At 62.9% G+C, this 17,640-nt stretch carries 18 protein-coding genes; 13 read left to right on the forward strand and 5 right to left on the reverse strand.

The window, feature by feature from the left end; genetic code table 11:
- Positions 1-46 precede the first annotated feature (46 nt).
- The 3 genes from rsmG to EK373_RS04100 are packed head-to-tail and all read right to left on the reverse strand — an operon-like array spanning position 47 to position 2,371.
- On the reverse strand, positions 47-679 hold the full coding sequence (gene rsmG, locus EK373_RS04090; RefSeq protein ID WP_129641454.1) for a 16S rRNA (guanine(527)-N(7))-methyltransferase RsmG: 633 nt from the start codon (positions 677-679) through the stop codon (positions 47-49).
- 9 nt (positions 680-688) lie between these two features.
- Positions 689-1,681 (reverse strand): oxidoreductase, encoded by a 993-nt coding sequence (locus tag EK373_RS04095; RefSeq protein WP_129641455.1) that lies wholly within the window; start codon positions 1,679-1,681, stop codon positions 689-691.
- 54 nt (positions 1,682-1,735) lie between these two features.
- Positions 1,736-2,371, reverse strand: a complete 636-nt coding sequence (locus tag EK373_RS04100; protein WP_129641456.1) for a c-type cytochrome — start codon at positions 2,369-2,371, stop codon at positions 1,736-1,738.
- A 162-nt stretch (positions 2,372-2,533) separates the two neighbouring features.
- Between EK373_RS04100 and rpoZ the strand changes: the two genes are divergently transcribed.
- The 5 genes from rpoZ to ubiA all read left to right on the forward strand — a co-directional run bounded on the left by rpoZ (position 2,534) and on the right by ubiA (position 9,750).
- A complete protein-coding gene (gene rpoZ / locus EK373_RS04105) occupies positions 2,534-2,824 on the forward strand; it encodes a DNA-directed RNA polymerase subunit omega (RefSeq protein ID WP_129641457.1) in 291 nt (96 codons plus the stop codon).
- 30 nt (positions 2,825-2,854) lie between these two features.
- The gene (gene spoT, locus EK373_RS04110) at positions 2,855-5,026 is read left to right on the forward strand and encodes a bifunctional GTP diphosphokinase/guanosine-3',5'-bis pyrophosphate 3'-pyrophosphohydrolase (protein ID WP_129641458.1); all 2,172 of its coding nucleotides are present in this window, start codon (positions 2,855-2,857) and stop codon (positions 5,024-5,026) included.
- A gap of 125 nt (positions 5,027-5,151) precedes the next feature.
- Positions 5,152-5,535 carry a Rid family detoxifying hydrolase gene (locus EK373_RS04115; RefSeq protein ID WP_129641459.1) on the forward strand — a complete coding sequence of 128 codons (384 nt, stop codon included), beginning with the start codon at positions 5,152-5,154 and terminating at the stop codon, positions 5,533-5,535.
- A gap of 60 nt (positions 5,536-5,595) precedes the next feature.
- Positions 5,596-7,722, forward strand: a complete 2,127-nt coding sequence (recG, locus tag EK373_RS04120) for an ATP-dependent DNA helicase RecG (RefSeq protein WP_129641460.1) — start codon at positions 5,596-5,598, stop codon at positions 7,720-7,722.
- Between the two features lie 996 nt (positions 7,723-8,718).
- On the forward strand, positions 8,719-9,750 hold the full coding sequence (gene ubiA, locus EK373_RS04125) for a 4-hydroxybenzoate octaprenyltransferase (protein WP_232831009.1): 1,032 nt from the start codon (positions 8,719-8,721) through the stop codon (positions 9,748-9,750).
- A gap of 17 nt (positions 9,751-9,767) precedes the next feature.
- On the opposite strand, the gene EK373_RS04130 is transcribed toward ubiA, so the two are convergent.
- Positions 9,768-10,508 (reverse strand): double zinc ribbon domain-containing protein, encoded by a 741-nt coding sequence (locus tag EK373_RS04130; RefSeq protein ID WP_129641461.1) that lies wholly within the window; start codon positions 10,506-10,508, stop codon positions 9,768-9,770.
- A 129-nt stretch (positions 10,509-10,637) separates the two neighbouring features.
- Between EK373_RS04130 and bioB the strand changes: the two genes are divergently transcribed.
- From bioB to EK373_RS04165, 8 genes are all read left to right on the forward strand, one after another.
- Positions 10,638-11,696: a biotin synthase BioB gene (bioB, locus tag EK373_RS04135; RefSeq protein ID WP_129641462.1), complete on the forward strand. Its 1,059-nt coding sequence runs from the start codon at positions 10,638-10,640 to the stop codon at positions 11,694-11,696.
- A gap of 13 nt (positions 11,697-11,709) precedes the next feature.
- On the forward strand, positions 11,710-12,585 hold the full coding sequence (bioC, locus tag EK373_RS04140; RefSeq protein WP_129641463.1) for a malonyl-ACP O-methyltransferase BioC: 876 nt from the start codon (positions 11,710-11,712) through the stop codon (positions 12,583-12,585).
- Between the two features lie 66 nt (positions 12,586-12,651).
- A complete protein-coding gene (locus EK373_RS34185; RefSeq protein ID WP_129641464.1) occupies positions 12,652-13,173 on the forward strand; it encodes a DUF2244 domain-containing protein in 522 nt (173 codons plus the stop codon).
- 95 nt (positions 13,174-13,268) lie between these two features.
- Positions 13,269-14,135 (forward strand): cytochrome c oxidase subunit II, encoded by an 867-nt coding sequence (gene coxB / locus EK373_RS04150; RefSeq protein WP_129641465.1) that lies wholly within the window; start codon positions 13,269-13,271, stop codon positions 14,133-14,135.
- A 6-nt stretch (positions 14,136-14,141) separates the two neighbouring features.
- Positions 14,142-15,737, forward strand: coding sequence for a cytochrome c oxidase subunit I (gene ctaD, locus EK373_RS04155; protein WP_129641466.1), 1,596 nt, complete (start codon positions 14,142-14,144; stop codon positions 15,735-15,737).
- Positions 15,737-15,862 (forward strand): hypothetical protein, encoded by a 126-nt coding sequence (locus EK373_RS33930; RefSeq protein WP_269813032.1) that lies wholly within the window; start codon positions 15,737-15,739, stop codon positions 15,860-15,862. Before ctaD ends, EK373_RS33930 begins: the two co-directional genes overlap by 1 nt.
- A gap of 1 nt (position 15,863) precedes the next feature.
- Positions 15,864-16,403 carry a cytochrome c oxidase assembly protein gene (locus EK373_RS04160; protein ID WP_129641467.1) on the forward strand — a complete coding sequence of 180 codons (540 nt, stop codon included), beginning with the start codon at positions 15,864-15,866 and terminating at the stop codon, positions 16,401-16,403.
- Between the two features lie 45 nt (positions 16,404-16,448).
- The gene (locus tag EK373_RS04165) at positions 16,449-17,333 is read left to right on the forward strand and encodes a cytochrome c oxidase subunit 3 (protein ID WP_129641468.1); all 885 of its coding nucleotides are present in this window, start codon (positions 16,449-16,451) and stop codon (positions 17,331-17,333) included.
- A 97-nt stretch (positions 17,334-17,430) separates the two neighbouring features.
- Here EK373_RS04165 and EK373_RS04170 read toward each other — a convergent pair whose 3' ends face one another.
- A complete protein-coding gene (locus tag EK373_RS04170; protein ID WP_129641469.1) occupies positions 17,431-17,631 on the reverse strand; it encodes a twin transmembrane helix small protein in 201 nt (66 codons plus the stop codon).
- Positions 17,632-17,640: the final 9 nt, after the last annotated feature.

Here is a 17,640-nt window from a genome sequence, read left to right on the forward strand (position 1 = left end):
GATCTTCGGGCTTGAGGGCAGTGGGCTTCGACCGCCGGCCTTGGCGCTACAGCCGCTCGTGGCTGCGGCAGAGTTCCACAAGATGCCGCTCTTCGTCCAGAGCGGGCACGTTAAGTCGATGGACGGCCGCGAGTTTCCAGCCGCTCGGCAACTTGGCGAGCTCCTCCTGAGGATGCCGGCCCTTCATCGCCAGCAGTCGCCCGCCGCCGACACATAAATGACCGGCCCATTTGACGAATTGCTCTACCGGCCCCACCGCGCGCGACAACACGATATCGAATCGTTGCGCCGGGCGGAAACTTTCCGCGCGCGTATGCACCGTTTGCACATTAGGCAACTCCAGCAACGCCGAGGCATGTTCTATGAACTTCAGTTTCTTGGCGGTGGAATCGAGCAGCGTGAACTGCCTGGAAGGATTGACGATGGCCAGCGGCAACCCGGGGAAACCCGCGCCGGTGCCCACGTCCAGCACTCGCTCCCCCTGCAGGAACGGCTGCACGGACAGACTGTCCAGCAAATGCTTGGTGATCTGCGCCGGCCGCTCGCGGATCGCGGTCAGGTTCATGCGCTGATTCCAGTCGTCCAGCTCGTCGAGCAGGCCGATCAGCTGTTGGGACTGGCGCTCGGTCAGCTCGATACCCAGCTGAGCCGCACCGGCAATGAGAGTGGGATCGCTCACGAACAACGCTCAACCTGCGATGCGCACGACCGTACGGCCGGTGACACCCGCTTGCAAATAACCATCGAACGCGCCGGGCAACTGCTCGAACGGGATCGTGCGCGTCACGATGCTGTCGAGATGGCGCGGCTTGAGATCGGTCGCGAGCCGTTGCCACACCTGCAGGCGCAGCGGTCGCGGCGTGTATACAGAGTTGATTCCGAGCAAATTCACGCCGCGCAGGATGAACGGCATCACCGTGGTCTTCAGCTCGGGACTGGCTGCCAGCCCGATGCAGGCAATGTTGCCCCAGAACTTGACCGTGCGCGTCAGCCAGGTGAGCAACTCGCCGCCGACATTGTCGATGGCACCAGCGAACTGCGCCTCTTCCAACGGCCGGGAGCCGGTGTTGATCTGATCTCGAAGCAACACGCGCGTGGCGCCGAGACGCTGCAGATAATCGATCGAGGCCTGCTTGCCCGTAACGGCAACGACGCTGTATCCGCGCGCGGCGAGCATGTCGACGGCGATGCTGCCGACGCCGCCCGTCGCGCCTGTTACAACGACCTCGCCGCCGTCCGGCTGCTGCCCATTCTGCTCCATGCGATGGACGGCGAGCGCAGCGGTGTAGCCCGCGGTACCGATCGCCATGGCTTGGAATTCATCGAGACCCGCAGGGATCGGCACGACGGCATCGCTCTTCAACCGAGCGTACTCGGCATAGCCGCCATCGCGCGTTTCGGACAGCTCGCTGCCCGTCACCAGCACTTTCTGGCCGGGCTGAAATTGCGAATCGCTGCTCGACACGACTTCGCCCGCGAGATCGATGCCGCCCACCAGCGGATAACGCCGCAGGATCTTGCCGGCGCCGGTCGCGGCGAGCGCGTCCTTATAGTTGATGGTGGAGTAGCGGACTTTGACGACGACCTCGCCCTCGGCGAGATCGTTCAGTCCGATCGTCTCGATGCGGGAGACGATCTTGCCGGCTTCCTGGTGGATGCGAAACGCGCGAAAGCTCTGCATAAAAGGTCGCTCCCGCGCGCGTCGTCAATAAACAATCAATAAGCGAGTACGCGCTTACTCGGTCTCGCACTTGCCGTGATCGCGAACCTGGTCGGTGGTGCAAACCGCCTGCTGCTTGGAGAAGAACTCGGCGAGCGCCTCGAAGTCTTTCTCGTCCACGCCGCTGATGATGCCGGCCATGATCGGGTTCTTGCGCTTGCCGCTCTTGTAGTCCTTGAGCGCGTGCACGATGTAATCCGCCGGCTGGCCGGCCAGCTTCGGGTAATCCGGAGCCACGGTCTTGGCGCCATCGGCGCCGTGGCAGGCAACGCAGGTCTGAGTGGCCGGCGGCGGCGTGCCGACGACTTCCTTGTTCGGGATCCCGCCGCCCGCGCTAAGGAACGCGGCGATGTCGGCCTTCTCTTGGTCGGTCAGCGTTACGGCCTGCGCGTGCATGGTCGGGTGCGGACGCTCGCCCTTGGCGTAGGCGTTCAGCGCACTGACCAGATAAGCCTCGTTCTGGCCGCCCAGTTTCGGCACGCGGTAGTTCGGGTAAGCGTTCTTATAGTCCGGAACGCCATGGCAGCCGTGGCAGGTGTAAGCCAGGACCTTGCCTCTGGCGGCATCGCCCGCGGCGCTCGCAGTCGAGATCGACATCGCAGCCAGCAAGCCCAGCCCGATGACCGTTACCGGGCTCAATCGAAACGTCATAACCCACTCTCTCCGCTTCTAACCGGCGTACTGTTGCCAGAAAACCTTAGGGACCCCGGCCGGCGGGGCGCGGTATGGTACCTGAAGTCACTGTTCCGGGCACTGCCTCGGGTATACTGCCCAGCCAATCCCCCGGTTTTTTGAATCTGTCCGAGGTTTTCCATGGCCCGAATTACCGTCGAAGACTCCCTCCACAACATCCCGAACCTGTTCCAGCTGGTGCTGGTCGCCGCCAAGCGCGCCCGCAAACTGGCCAATGGCGCCGAGGCGACGGTGGAGTGGGAAAACGACAAGCCCACCGTGGTCGCGCTGCGTGAAATCGCCGCCGGTCACATCGGCCCCGAGATCCTCGAGGAAGCCGAGCGCGCCCCGCAGCCCGAGCTCATGCCTGAACCGGATATGGCGGGTATGTCGGGCGAGCTGCGCGCGCCTCATCTCGGCCTCGGAGATTGAGTCGCGCCTTAAAGTCCCCAGCTCCAGCTTATGGACTACGCGTCTTCCATCCTCAACCTGTTACCTACCGGAAGACGCTCGATAGGGGTCAACCAGCTGCTCAATAAGCTGGAGACCTACCTGCCCCCCGCGCAGGTCGACCGGATCCGCGACGCTTATGAATTCGGCGCCGAGGCCCACGAGGGCCAGAAGCGCCTGAGCGGCGAGCCTTACATCGCGCATCCGGTTGCTGTCGCTCACATTCTCGCCGACCTGCACATGGATGCGCCGACCATCGTGGCGGCCATCCTGCACGACGTCATCGAGGACACGCCCACGGCCAAGGACGAGATCGCCGAGCGCTTCGGCGCCGATGTCGCGGAGTTGGTCGATGGCGTCTCGAAGCTGGATCACATTCAGTTTCGTTCGCGCGCCGAGGCTCAGGCCGAAAGCTTCCGCAAGATGCTGCTCGCCATGGTCCGCGACATTCGCGTGATCATGGTCAAGCTCGCCGACCGCACGCACAACATGCGCACGCTCGGCTCCGTGCCGCCTGCAAAACGCCGCACCGTTGCGCGCGAGACGCTCGAAATCTACGCGCCGATCGCGAATCGTCTCGGCATTCACACGGTGAAGTCGGAGCTGGAAGAGCTCGGCTTCAAGGCGCTCTACCCCGGCCGTCATCGCATCATCGAAAAGGCGCTGAAGAAGGCGCGCGGCAATCAGAAGCAGTTCGTCGGCAAGATCGCGGACAACCTGCGCACCGCGCTCGAGAAAGCACAGGTAAAAGGCCGCGTCGAGGGCCGCGAGAAGCACCTCTACAGCATCTATCAAAAGATGCGCCGTAAACGCGTGCCGCTATCGTCCATCGTCGACATGTTCGGCTTCCGCATCGTCGTGGACTCGATCGACACGTGTTATCGCGCGCTCGGCCTGGTGCACGGTTTGTATCGACCGATGCCGGGACGCTTCAAGGATTACATCGCGATTCCGCGCATCAACGGCTATCAGTCGTTGCACACGACGCTGTTCGGTCCGAACGGCATGCCCATCGAAGTGCAGATCCGCACCGAAGACATGCATCGCATCGCCGAGTCCGGCATCGCCGCGCATTGGCAATACAAATCGGGCGAGGACGGCGGCGACGCGGGCCGCGCCTATCGCGATCGCGCGAGCGAATGGCTGCAGCACCTGATGGAGATGCCCCACAGCGGCAATTCCGCCGAGGAATTCATGGAGAGCGTCAAGCTCGACCTGTTCCCGGACAAGGTGTACGTCTTCACGCCGCGCGGTGAGATTCGCCGCTTGCCGCGTAATGCCACGGCAGTGGACTTCGCCTATTCCGTGCACACGGATATCGGCAATCACTGCGTGGCCGCGAAAGTAGATCGCCGCCTCGTCCCCCTGCGGACGCCGCTGCGTAACGGTCAGACGGTGGAAATCATCACTGCGAAAGGCGCAACGCCGAATCCGGCGTGGGTGAACTTCGTCGTAACGGCGAAAGCGCGCGCGGCAATTCGTCACTACTTGAAAGGATTGAAACACGGCGAAGCAGTCGAGCTGGGCAAACGGATGCTGAGCCAGGCGCTGCAGGATCTGTCGCTGGTGCTGAAGAAAATTCCCGAGGAGCGCCTGCAGGCGGCCGCCGCGGAGCTCAATCTCAAAACGCCGGACGAGTTATTCGAAAAGATCGGCCTCGGCGAACGCTTGGCCGCGCTGGTCGCGCGTCGCTTGTTGCCCGCGGACGGCACCCATCAGCCAGAACCGACCTCGCAAGCCGAGCCGCTCGCCATCGCGGGCACCGAGGGCATGGTGGTCAGCTACGCGCGCTGCTGCTTCCCGATCCCGAACGATCCGATCATGGCGTACCTGTCGAGCGGCCGAGGCGTCGTGATCCATCGCGAGGCTTGCGGCAATCTGCGCAACTATCGCAAGCAGCCGGACAAGTGGCTCACGGTTACGTGGCAGCCGAATGTGGATCGCTTGTTCAACGTCGAGGTACGCATCGACGTGGCGAATCGCATGGGCGTGCTCGCGGCGATTGCCTCGAATATTGCGACGACCGAGACCAACATCGAACACGTTGCGGTCGACGAGCGGGACGGCGACGCGTCGACGCTGATCTTCGATCTGCAAGTGCGTGACCGTAAGCACCTGGCGCACGTAATCAAAAATCTTCGCAAGATGCCGGAAGTGTTGCGCGTGACCCGAGTCATTGCCTGACCCGAAGGCTGCGCGACTCAAAGAGCGCGGCCGGTGAAATTCCGCGGGAGAGGCAGTAGCACGGTGGCCATTGCGCGCGAACGCGCGCAAAATCCGCGCTCCTCGTCAGCAACGGTTGGATCATCATGGCGCGCGAAATCATTGCGACTCCGAACGCTCCCAAGGCCATCGGCACCTATTCCCAGGCGGTGAAGGTCGGCAAGACCGTCTACGTCTCCGGCCAGATCGCGCTCGATCCAGCGACCGGTGAGATGGTGCAGACCTCGATCGATGCCGAGATCCGCCGCGTGTTCGACAACCTGAAGGCGATCGTCACGGCGGCCGGCGGCGATTTCTCGCAGGTCACCCGAGCGACGGTGTTCATTCTCGACTTCGGTGTCTTCCCGACCTTGAACAAGATCATGGCGGAGTATTTCGCCGAGCCGTATCCGTCGCGAGCGACGGTGCAGGTGTCGGCGCTGCCGAAGAATGCGAACGTTGAGATCGATTGCATCGTCGAGCTCGATTAAGAGTCTGCATCAGCGCTTTCGGCGGCTGGCGGAGCGCCGGCTGCCGTACACTTGCTGTGAATGAGCTCTTCCCCTTCAAACAGCAAACGCCCTGACCTGCCCGCGGCGGCGGTGTCGCCGGAGATTCGTCCGGTGACGGCGCTGCGCGGCGTGGGGGATTCGCTCGCGGCCAAGCTGGCGAAGCTCAATGTCTCGACGATTCAGGATCTGCTGTTCCTGTTGCCGCTGCGGTACGAAGACCGCACTCAGGTCATTCCTATCGGCTCATTGAGTCATGGCGATCGCGCCGTCGTCGAAGGCGAAGTGCAGCTTGCTGAAATCGCATTCCGCGGACGGCGCCAACTCCTATGTCGTATCGGCGATGGCTCCGGCTGGCTGACGCTGCGCTTCTTTCATTTCAGCAACTCACAACACGAGCAGATGAGCCGTGGCACGCGCTTGCGTTGCTACGGAGAGGTCCGGCGAGGGCCGGGCGGGCTCGAGATCGTGCACCCGGAATATCGGCGTGTCGCCAGCGACGCGGTGACGGCGAACGAGGATGTGCTCACGCCGATCTATCCGTTGACCGAAGGCGTGCAGCAAGGTCGCCTGCGGCAACTCACTGCAATGGCGCTGCGTGAGTTCGCCAATCGAACCGTGCAGGACTGGGTGCCGCCGGCAGTGCTTGCGCAACTGAAATTGCCGCCGCTGCGTGAAGCGCTTCAGTACGTTCATCGGCCGCCGCCGGATGCGGATCTCGAGTTGCTGGCGGCGGGACAGCATCCGATGCAGCGACGTCTCGCGTTCGAGGAACTGCTCGCGCATCAGCTGAGCTTGCGATTACTGCGACGTGAGATTCAGCGCGATCCCGGCTGGCAGTTCACCGTCGGCGAGCCGCTCATCGATCGTTTTCTCCAGAGTCTGCCTTTCAAACCGACCGGCGCGCAGACGCGCGCCTGGCGTGATATCGAGCGTGATCTTTCGCAGTCGAGCCCGATGCTTCGCTTGGTTCAAGGCGACGTGGGTTGCGGCAAGACGTTGGTCGCCGCGCTAGCAGCGCTGCGAGCGGTTGAAGCGGGCTTTCAGGTCGCGGTCATGGCGCCGACCGAACTGCTCGCCGAGCAGCACGCTCGCAATTTCACAAACTGGCTGGCGCCGCTCGAGTTATTTCCGGCGTTGATCACCGGCAAGCGCACGGCCGCGGCGCGTGCGAGATCGTTGGCGGATCTGGCGTCGGGCGAAGCGAAGATCGCGATCGGCACGCACGCGTTGTTCCAACAGGAAGTCGAGTTTCGACGACTCGGCCTGGTGATCGTCGATGAGCAGCACCGTTTCGGTGTGCACCAACGTTTGCTGCTGCGGGAAAAAGGCCTGGCTTCCGGGCGCTATCCGCATCAGCTCATCATGACGGCGACGCCGATTCCGCGGACGCTGGCGATGACCGCCTACGCCGACCTGGATGTTTCCGTGATCGATGAACTGCCGCCCGGGCGCACGCCGGTGAAGACCGTCGCGCTGCCCGAGAATCGGCGCGATGAAGTCGTGTTGAGGATTCGCGATGCGTGTCGGCAGAGGCGCCAGGCGTATTGGGTCTGCCCGCTCATCGAAGAATCCGAGCAACTCGAGGCGCAAGCCGCCGAAGACACGGTCACCGCACTGGCCGAGGCGCTGCAGGAGTTGAAGGTCGGGCTGGTTCATGGCCGCATGTCGCCCAAAGAGAAAGATGCGGTGATGGGGCGCTTCAAGGAAGGCGCGATCGATCTGCTGGTGGCGACGACGGTCATCGAAGTCGGCGTCGACGTGCCGAATGCGAGTTTGATGGTCATCGAGAATGCTGAACGCATGGGCCTGGCGCAGCTCCATCAGCTGCGCGGACGCGTCGGGCGAGGCGCGGCGGAGAGCACGTGTGTGCTGCTGTATCGGACACCGCTGACGGAGGTGGCGCGTGAGCGTTTATCCGTCATGCGAGCGACCAACGATGGCTTCGAGATTTCCCGTCGCGACCTGGAATTGCGCGGACCCGGCGAGCTGCTGGGCACGAAACAGACCGGCCTGATGCAAATGCGCGTGGCGGAACTGGTGCGAGATGCCGATTTGCTGCCGAAAGTTCAGGAAGTGGCGGAATTGATGCTCAAGGAAAATGAGGCCAACATAGCGCCGCTGTTGCGGCGCTGGATTGGACAGGGCGAAAGGTTCGGCAAGGTTTAAACGGTCAGGTTCGTGGCAGATTCACAAAACGCGCATAACCCGGATAAGACGCAGCCGCTGGAAGCGACGCCAGCCGCGCCGAAGTCCCCGCCTGCGCAGATGGATATGCTGAAGCCGGCGCCGCCGGCCAAGCACAACCTGGACAAGACTCAGCCGCTGCACGTCATTCCGCCGCCACCGACGCCTCAAGAGATCGCGAAGTCAGCAGCGGCCACGACGGCAGAGAGTCACGCTCCAGAGAAGGCGCAGCCGTTAAATGTGACTCCGCCAGCGACTGCTATCGCCGCACCTGCGCATCACGAAGTGCCGCCGTCGGGAGCGGAGCACAAGCCGGATAAGACGCTGCCGCCGAACGCGGGTTCGACAACCGCGGCTCCCGCGGTAGCTCCACCTGCACCGACTCAAGCCAAGCGCCGACCGGAGAAGTCACAGTCGGGCACAGCGTCGTCGACACCGCAGAACGAAGCAGCAAAAACGCCGGCCAGTGCAAATACAGTTGCGCCGCCGCCAGCGTCGGAGACTGAAGGTGCCAGCGCGTCGCCTGCTCCACCGCCGGCACATCACCTAAATGCGAAGGCGCCCGCGACACCGCCAGTAGCTGCTCCAACGCCACACACGGAACTAGCAAACGCGTCGCCGGCTCCGTCGGCGACACATCATGCGAACGTGAAGGCTCCAGCGTCTTCCGACGCAGCGACAGCGTCGACGCCGCCGCGAAGCGAGCCGCCGAAGCCGGTATCTTCGGCCACGCCAGCGACACATCAAGCGAGCGCGAGGACACCGTCGCCGGTTGTAACGCCGCCGCCAAGGACTCTGGCGTCGTCGAGCGCGCCTGCGCCGTCTCAAAGCGACGCGACGAAAGCGCCGAGTTCACCAGTCACGCCGCTGCAAGAACCAGCGCCGTCTCACAGCGGGGCGACGAAGGCGCCGAGTTCACCGGCCACGCCGCCGCAAGAACCTGCGCCCTCTCAACGCGACTACATCAAAACCGTCGCGATGATGGCCTCACCATCGACACAGACGCCCGCGTCGCCGCCTCCTGAGCCGATACCGCCGCCTGACATCGAACAACTGCGCGCCCCTCAGCCATTGGCGCCGCTCCGCCAGCGCCTGCAATGGCTAGGGCACAAGCTTGCGTCCACTACCTTCGTCACCGAAATCCTTCCAGGCGCGGCGGCGAAGTTACACGCTTATGCGGCGCTGACGAGGCTCAACAAACCGATCGGCATCTGGCTGCTGTTGTGGCCCGTGCTCTGGGCACTGTGGCTGTCGTCCGGCGGCAAACCGGATCCTCACGTTTTCATCGTCTTCGTGCTCGGCACGGTGCTTACTCGCTCCGCCGGCTGCGCCATCAATGATTTTGCCGATCGCAACTTCGACGGCCACGTGAAGCGCACCAAAGATCGTCCGTTGGTGACTGGCGCAGTCGATCCGATGGAAGCAATCGGGCTGTGCGCGGGACTGGGGTTGATCGCGTTGGGCCTGGCTTTGACGCTCAATCAGCTCGCGCAGTTGCTGACGCTGATCGGCGGCGTGCTGGTGCTCACTTATCCGTTCTTCAAACGTTTCTTTCCGATGCCGCAGGCTTATCTCGGCATCGCCTTCACCTGGTCAGTGCCGATGGCGTATGCCGCACAGACGGGCGCCGTACCGCGCCCGGCCATCGTGATGTTCATGGCCGGGCTGTTGTGGACGGTGGCTTACGACACGATGTACGCGATGGTGGATCGCGAGGACGACAAGAAGCTCGGCATTCGGTCCAGCGCCATTCTGTTCGGCGACGCCGATCGTTTCATCATCGGCATCATGCAGCTGATGACCCTGCTCGGCCTCTGGCTGATCGGGCACGAGATGGAGCTGGGCCTGTGGTATGGGTTGGGGCTGGCGTTCGCAGCGATGTTTGCTCTGTATGAGCAGTTCCTGATTCGCCGCCGCAAGCCCGAGGATTGTTTCAAGGCCTTCCTCAACAACAACTACTTCGGCATGTCGGTGTTCATCGGCATCGTGCTGGAATATACGTTTCGGTGATGCGATTAGCAGGATGATCACTTCCGCTCGGCCCGAGCGACCGCCCACACTTCGATCCACTCCACCCCTGCCGCGCGCAGCACTTTCGAGATTTCATTGGCGGTGCTGCCAGTCGTAACCACGTCGTCGACGATTGCGACATGCCTCGCCGTGAGCGGCGCCGTCAACGCAAAGGCACGCTGGGTATTCTTGAGCCGTTCATTCCGATCCAGCGACGCCTGTTCCTGCGTTTCGCGATGACGCACAACCAGATGACTGCTCACTGTCAGCCCGAGCGACCTGCACACGGGCAACGCGAGCTCGCGCGCCTGGTTGAAACCCCGTTCGCGATATCGCGCGAGACCGAGTGGCACGGGAATGACCAACTCGGGCCGCGTTTCGCGTCGGGACAGATGCCGGGCCAGAAGCTGCCCGAGGATTCGTCCATACACGAGCTCGCGGCGGTACTTCAGCCCCTGAATCATGCGATCGACCGGAAAGGCGTAACGAAAGGGCGCGACGCAGGCATCGAACACCGGCGGCCGCTGCAGACAGCGGCCACACAGCGTCAGCCCGGAATGCACAGCCGGCAACGGCTCGGCGCAGTGCTCGCAGGCATTGTCATTCAGCGGCAGATCGCCCGCGCAACCGGCGCACAGATCCAGATTTTCCCGATCGGGAGCGCAGGATTGCCCGCACAGTGCGCAGCGGCGTGGCCATACGCAGCGTGCGGCCGCGCCGGCCCATCGGCCGATAATGTCGACTCGGATTCCCAACATCGGTTGACAGGCTTCCCGGCGGCCACGAATACTCAGTCCGTGATGACTGACCCTGCGTGACGGCCAAACGGGAGCATGGAGCTGCCGAGCCGCGCGCAGCGCCCGAATAAATTGAGGTTTGCCGTGGAAATGACCCGTTCCGAAGCCGTCCGCAACGCTACGCTGGTCGATCGCCTGGGTGCCGTGCGCACCGATTGGACGCTGGCGGAAGTGCGCGAACTGTTCGCGCTGCCGTTCTCCGATCTGATCTATCACGCGCAACGCGTGCACCGCTTGTACTTCGACCCGAACCAGGTGCAGATCAGCACGCTGCTGTCGATCAAGACCGGCGCGTGCCCGGAAGACTGCTCCTATTGCTCGCAGAGCATCCGCTTCGAGACCGGTTTGAAATCCGAGCCGCTGATGGATCTCGACGATGTGATGGAGAAGGCGCGCGCAGCGAAGGCGAATGGCGCGACTCGCTTCTGCATGGGCGCGGCATATCGCAGCCCGAAGCCCAAGCAACTCGCGCAGATCGCCGAGATGATCAAAGGCGTGCGCGCGATGGGAATGGAAACGTGCGTGACGCTCGGGATGCTGACGCCGGAACAGGCGCATCAGCTCAAGGACGCGGGATTGGATTACTACAATCACAATCTGGATACGTCCGAGTCTCACTATAAGAAGGTGATCACGACGCGTACCTATCAGGATCGTCTCGACACGCTCGAAGCCGTGCGCAACGCGGGTATCAACGTGTGTTGCGGCGGCATTCTCGGCCTGGGCGAGAAGGAGCAGGATCGCGCGGAGCTGTTACATACACTCGCGACGCTGCCTCAACATCCGGACAGCGTGCCGATCAACCAGCTCATGCAGGTCCCGGGCACACCGCTGTACGGCGCGGAGAAACCAGATGGGGTGGATTTCGTACGCGTGATTGCAGTCGCTCGCTTGCTGATGCCGAAGGCGCACGTGCGCTTGTCCGCCGGCCGCTCGGGCATGAGCGACGAAACGCAGGCGCTCGCCTTCCTCGCTGGCGCGAACTCGATTTTCTACGGCGACAAGTTGCTGACGACGGAAAATCCCGAAGAGGACAAGGACCGCCAGCTGTTCGCCAAGCTCGGCATCACGCCCGAGCCACTGGCCGAACAAAGCGCTCCGACTTGCTCGCGGCGTTTAGAGGACGAGCAGCTCGCCATTAGCGGGTAAGATGCGTCGGGCCATGTTGCCCGATGAGTTCTATCTCGATCCCGCGCTCGTTCGCCGCTCCTTCGACCAGGCCGCGAAAACTTACGACGCCGCGGCCGTTGTGCCGGCCGAAATCCGCAATCGCCTGCTCGAACGGCTCGATTTCGTAAAGCTGCAGCCGAAGGTCGTACTCGACCTCGGCGCGGGCACCGGGCACGGGAGCAAAGCGCTCAAGCATCGCTACAAGACCGCCGAGGTCGTCGCCATCGATCTCGCGCCGCGCATGCTGACGGAAGCCGATCGGCAGCAAAGCTGGTTGCGCAAATTCCATCGGGTGGCCGCCGACGCGCATCGACTTCCGGTCAAAGACGCCAGCGCCCAGCTGGTCTTCAGCAACCTGATGCTGGAGTGGTGCCACGACCCCGACGTCGTGTTTCAGGAAATCCGCCGGGTCCTGCAACCGGGCGGGCTGCTGACCTTCGCCACCCTGGGGCCGGACACTTTGCGCGAATTGCGCGAGGGTTGGCGAAAAATCGACGCCCACCCCCACGTTCATCGCTTTATCGACATGCACGACCTGGGCGATGCGCTGATGCGCGCCGGACTGGCGGAGCCGGTCATGGACACCGAGCGGCTGACGATAACTTACCCCCACCTCGATGCGTTGCTGACCGAGCTGGTCGCCAGCGGCTCGAGCAATCTGGCCCACGGCCGGGCGCGCGGACTGACTGCCAAAAGCCGGATCGAGTCCCTGCGACAAGCGGTCCGGCCGGCCCAGGAACAGGCCGCACTACCCGTCTCCGTCGAAGTGGTCTACGGTCATGCCTGGGCGGGCGAGCTGCGTCCGCGCTCACGTTCGGGGGGTGAAGTGCGCATTCCAGTGAGCAACGTCACCCGATTGAAGCGTTAAATTTTTAGAGATCGACCCATAGCATCGATAACGAAAATGTAGCTCTTTGGCAAAATTATCTACACGATGAACGCTCGGGCCGACTTGCCGCCGCCTCGCCCGACCCCGGACCCCGCTCCCGCGGAACGGGTGCTCGAGCTCGTGCCCCACCGGTCGCTCACTCCCAAGACCGCGCGCATCTTCATCGTGTCGGTCGCCGTGCCCACTTTTGCCGTCGCTCTTATGTTTACAGCCCAGGGGTTCTGGCCGGTCCTGCCCTTTGCCGGCCTGGAAATCGGGTTACTGACCTGGGCGCTTCGTGCCTCCATGCGTTCAGGGCTGGAGCGGGAAACCATTACAGTGACCGAGGACTCGGTGATCATCAGACACTGGGACCGCCGTGGTGTGCAGTCATCGGTATTTCCTAGACATTGGTCGAGGGTTACACTCCACGCCCCGCCGGCGGCGCTACATCCCAGCCGACTCGTCTTGGAGTCGCGTGGTCACGCCTGCGAGGTGGGCAGGTTTCTCACAGAGGACGAGCGCCGCAGCCTCGCGGTGCGTCTAAAGCAGCTGGTGGGGAATATGAACGAAACGCCCGCGCTATGAGTTAGCGCGGCGTTGAACTGCGTGCGCGGCTCGGAGTGCTGGGCACTTCGAGCGCGAGCGCGGGCAGAACGAAGCACTTGGGAGCATTAGGGCCAATGAAGATCGTGAAATACGCCGCAGCCGGTTCACTAGCGGCGGCAGCGTTACTGCCCACCGGGGCGGCGCTGGCGGCATGGGAAATCAACATGCCGGTCGGCGTGACGGAGCTGAGTCGCGACATCCACGGCCTGCACATGATGATCTTCTGGATCTGCGTGCTGATCGCGATCGCGGTGTTCGGCATGATGATCTACTCGATCGTGAAATTCCGTCACTCGCAGGGCGCGGTGCCGGCCACGTTCGACCACTCCACCAAAGCCGAGATCGTCTGGACCATCATTCCAGTCGCCATCCTGGTCGGTATGGCCATTCCGGCCGCCGCCACCCTGGTGAAGATCGAGGACACCCGCGACTCGACCCTGACCATCAAGGTCACCGGTTATCAGTGGAAGTGGCACTACGACTACCTGGACCAGAAGGTGAGCTTCTTCTCCACCTTGTCCCGCGATAGCGACGCCGCCCGCCAGACCGGTTCGGGCATCGATCCGAACAGCGTGGAAAATTATCTGTTGAGCGTCGACAAGCCGCTGGTGGTGCCGGTGGGCGCGAAGGTGCGCGTGCTGCTCACTTCGAACGACGTGATCCACGCCTGGTGGGTGCCGGCCTTCGGCATGAAGAAAGACGCCATCCCGGGCTTCGTCAATGAATTGTGGTTCCGCGCCGATGAGCCCGGAACGTATCGCGGCCAGTGCGCCGAGCTGTGCGGACGCGACCACGCATTCATGCCGGTGGTCGTGGAAGTGAAGCCGCAAGCCGAGTACGACAGCTGGCTCGCGGAGCAGCAGGGTGGCGCAGCCCCCGCCGCTGCCCAGGCACAGACGGTTGAGAATGCAGCGCCGGCAACGGCCGCTGCCGCGGAGTAATAGACCATGGCACACGCACACGACGCTCACGCTGCACACGATCACCACGACGATCACGGCCCCGCGAAGGGCATCGGTCGCTGGCTGTTCGCGACCAATCACAAGGACATCGGCACGCTGTACATGCTGTTCAGCCTGTTGATGTTCTTCGTCGGCGGCACCATGGCCCTGGTGATCCGCGCCGAGTTGTTCCAGCCCGGCATGCAGCTGGTCGATCCGATGTTCTTCAATCAGATGACCACCATGCACGCGCTGATCATGATCTTCGGCGCCGTCATGCCGGCATTCGTGGGTCTCGCGAACTGGATGATTCCGCTGCAGGTCGGCGCGCCGGACATGGCGCTGCCCCGCATGAACAACTTCAGCTTCTGGATCCTGCCGTTCGCCTTCACCATGCTGATCGGCACGCTGTTCGTGCCGGGCGGCGCGCCGGCCGGCGGCTGGACCATGTATCCGCCGTTGTCGCAGCAGACCGGCGAGGCGTTCCCGATGCTGATCTTCGCCGTGCACTTGATGGGCGCGTCCTCGATCATGGGCGCCATCAACGTGATCGTGACGATCATGAACATGCGCGCGCCTGGCATGTCGCTGCTGAAGATGCCGATCTTCGTGTGGACCTGGCTGATCACCGCCTACCTGCTGATCGCCGTGATGCCGGTGCTCGCGGGCGCCGTGACCATGCTGCTGACCGACCACTACTTCGGCACGACCTTCTTCGAGGCGGCCGGCGGCGGCGACCCGGTGATGTTCCAGCACATCTTCTGGTTCTTCGGTCACCCCGAGGTGTACATCATGATCCTGCCGGCGTTCGGCATCGTCTCGGAGATCATCCCGACGTTCTCCCGCAAGCCGCTGTTCGGCTACGACGCGATGGTGTACGCGACCGCTTCGATCGCCTTCCTGTCGTTCATCGTGTGGGCGCACCACATGTTCACGGTGGGCATGCCGCTGGCCGGTCAGATGTTCTTCATGCTCGCGACCATGCTGATCGCGGTGCCGACCGGCGTGAAGGTGTTCAACTGGACCGCGACCATGTTCAAGGGCTCGATCAGCTTCGAGCCGCCGATGCTGTTCGCGATCTCCTTCCTGTTCCTGTTCACGATCGGCGGCTTCTCCGGCCTGATGCTCGCGATCGTGCCGGCGGACTTCCAGTACCACGACACCTACTTCGTGGTGGCGCACTTCCACTACGTGCTGGTGCCGGGCGCGGTGTTCTCGTTGATGGCCGCTGCGTACTACTGGCTGCCGAAGTGGACCGGCCACATGTACAACATGAAGCTGGCCAAGGCGCACTTCTGGCTGTCGACCATCTTCGTGAACGTGCTGTTCTTCCCGCAGCACTTCCTGGGCCTGGCCGGCATGCCGCGTCGTATCCCGGACTACTCCACGCAGTTCGCCGACTGGAACATGATTTCCTCGATCGGCGCATTCGGCTTCGGCCTGTCGCAGCTGCTGTTCGTCTACGTCATCGTCGCGTGCATCCGTGGCGGCGAGAAGGCGAGCGACAAGGTTTGGGACAGCGGCCGTCCGCACGGCCTGGAATGGACGCTGAGCTCGCCGCCGCCGTATCACAGCTTCGAAACCGCTCCTGAAGTGAAATAATGGCTACCGAGATTCGCGATCCGGAACGCAAGCGGGGTATCCAGCGCACAGTCATCTGGCTGTTGCTGCTGGCCGCGACGTTCTATTTCGGTTTCATCGCAATGGCGGTGATGCGGTCGCATTGACATGACAGACGCACCGCTCAAGAAGGCGAATCGCTCGCTGACCCGGCAGCTGTGGATTTTTGCTGCCGGCAGCTTCGCATTCGGCTTCGCGCTGGTGCCTCTGTACAACGTGATTTGCGACGTCACCGGTTACGGCGATCGCACCAAGCTGGTGGAGGCGAGCAGCTTCACCGCGCCGGAAGACAAGAACCGGCTGGTGACGATCGAGCTGCTGTCGGATTCGCCGGCGATCGGCGATTGGGAGTTCCGGCCGGCAGTGGGCAGCCTCGAAGTGCATCCCGGGCGTTTGAGCGAAGCGAAGTTCTATGCGCGCAACTTGCGCAATCAGGCGGTGGTGGCGCAGGCCATCCCCAGCATCGCGCCGCTGCAAGCGACCAAGTACTTCCACAAGACCGAATGTTTCTGCTTCACGCCGCAGCCGTTCGAAGCGCAACAGGAGCGGGAGCTCACGGTGCGCTTCATCGTCGATCCGAAGCTGCCCGTGAACATCGATCGCTTGACGCTCTCGTATGTCATGTACGACGCGAAGAGCACGAGCTGATTTTCGTACTGAACTGATTCGTTTTGAAATGAGTGGCAGATAACTATGGCCCACGCACAGACCACGCACGCGCCGTCCGAGAAGTATTACGTTCCCCACAGTAGCCCGTGGCCCTTGGTCGGCTCGGTGTCGCTGTTCCTCACCGTGGGCGGAGCGGCGATGTGGCTCAACCACTCGAACGCCGGTCCGTGGGTGATGACGGTGGGCTTTGCCATCCTGCTGTTCATGTTCGCCGGCTGGTTCGGCGCCGTGATCAAGGAGAGCGAAGGCCGCTTCTACAATGACGCGGTGGATCGCTCGTTCCGCATGGGCATGATGTGGTTCATCTTCTCCGAAGTCATGTTCTTCGCGGCGTTCTTCGGCGCGCTGTGGTACGCGCGTAACTTCTCGGTGCCCTGGCTCGGTGGCGAAGGCACGCGCGCACTGACCAAAATCATTCGCGGCGACAACTACGAAGCGTCCTGGCCGACCGACGGTCCGGGCGACGTGGGCGGCGACTTCGACGTGATTCCTGCGTTCGGTCTGCCGGCGATCAACACCGCGATCCTGCTGACCTCGGGCATCACGATCACGATCGCGCACCACGCCATCAAGGCCGGCAACCGCGCCGTGCTGAACATCTTCCTCGGCCTGACCATCGCGCTGGGCTTCCTGTTCGTGTACCTGCAGGCGCACGAGTACATCGAGGCTTATCAGCACTACAACCTGAAGCTGACCTCGGGCATCTACGGCTCGACCTTCTTCATGCTGACCGGCTTCCACGGTTTCCACGTGACCATGGGCGCGATCATGCTGGCAGTGGTGTGGTTCCGTTGCTTGAAGGGCCACTTCACGCCGACCCATCACTTCGCGTTCGAAGGCGTGGCCTGGTACTGGCACTTCGTCGACGTGGTGTGGCTGGGCCTGTTCGTATTCGTGTACTGGCTGTAAGCCGCCACAGCACTATTGGGCGGAGCGCTGACTCTCACAGAGCGCTCCGCGATTTCCCGGGGCCGCCGCTTCAACTGAACGCGGCGGCCTTTTTGCTTTACATGCCGTGCGGCGTGATCAGGCCTTGCGACCAGGCCAGCAGCAACAGCAGGAACAGCAACACGGACAGTCCGACGCGCACCGACAGCGCATTGACCATCTTCTTCGACGTACCCTTGTCGGTGACCAGATAGAACAGCCCGGAGGCCATGCTGAGCACGATGGCAACCAGGCAGGCGATGATGAAGAACTTGACCATGGCACTCTC

Source organism: Peristeroidobacter agariperforans (genome assembly GCF_004138335.1).
In the GTDB taxonomy this organism is placed as follows: domain Bacteria; phylum Pseudomonadota; class Gammaproteobacteria; order Steroidobacterales; family Steroidobacteraceae; genus Steroidobacter; species Steroidobacter agariperforans.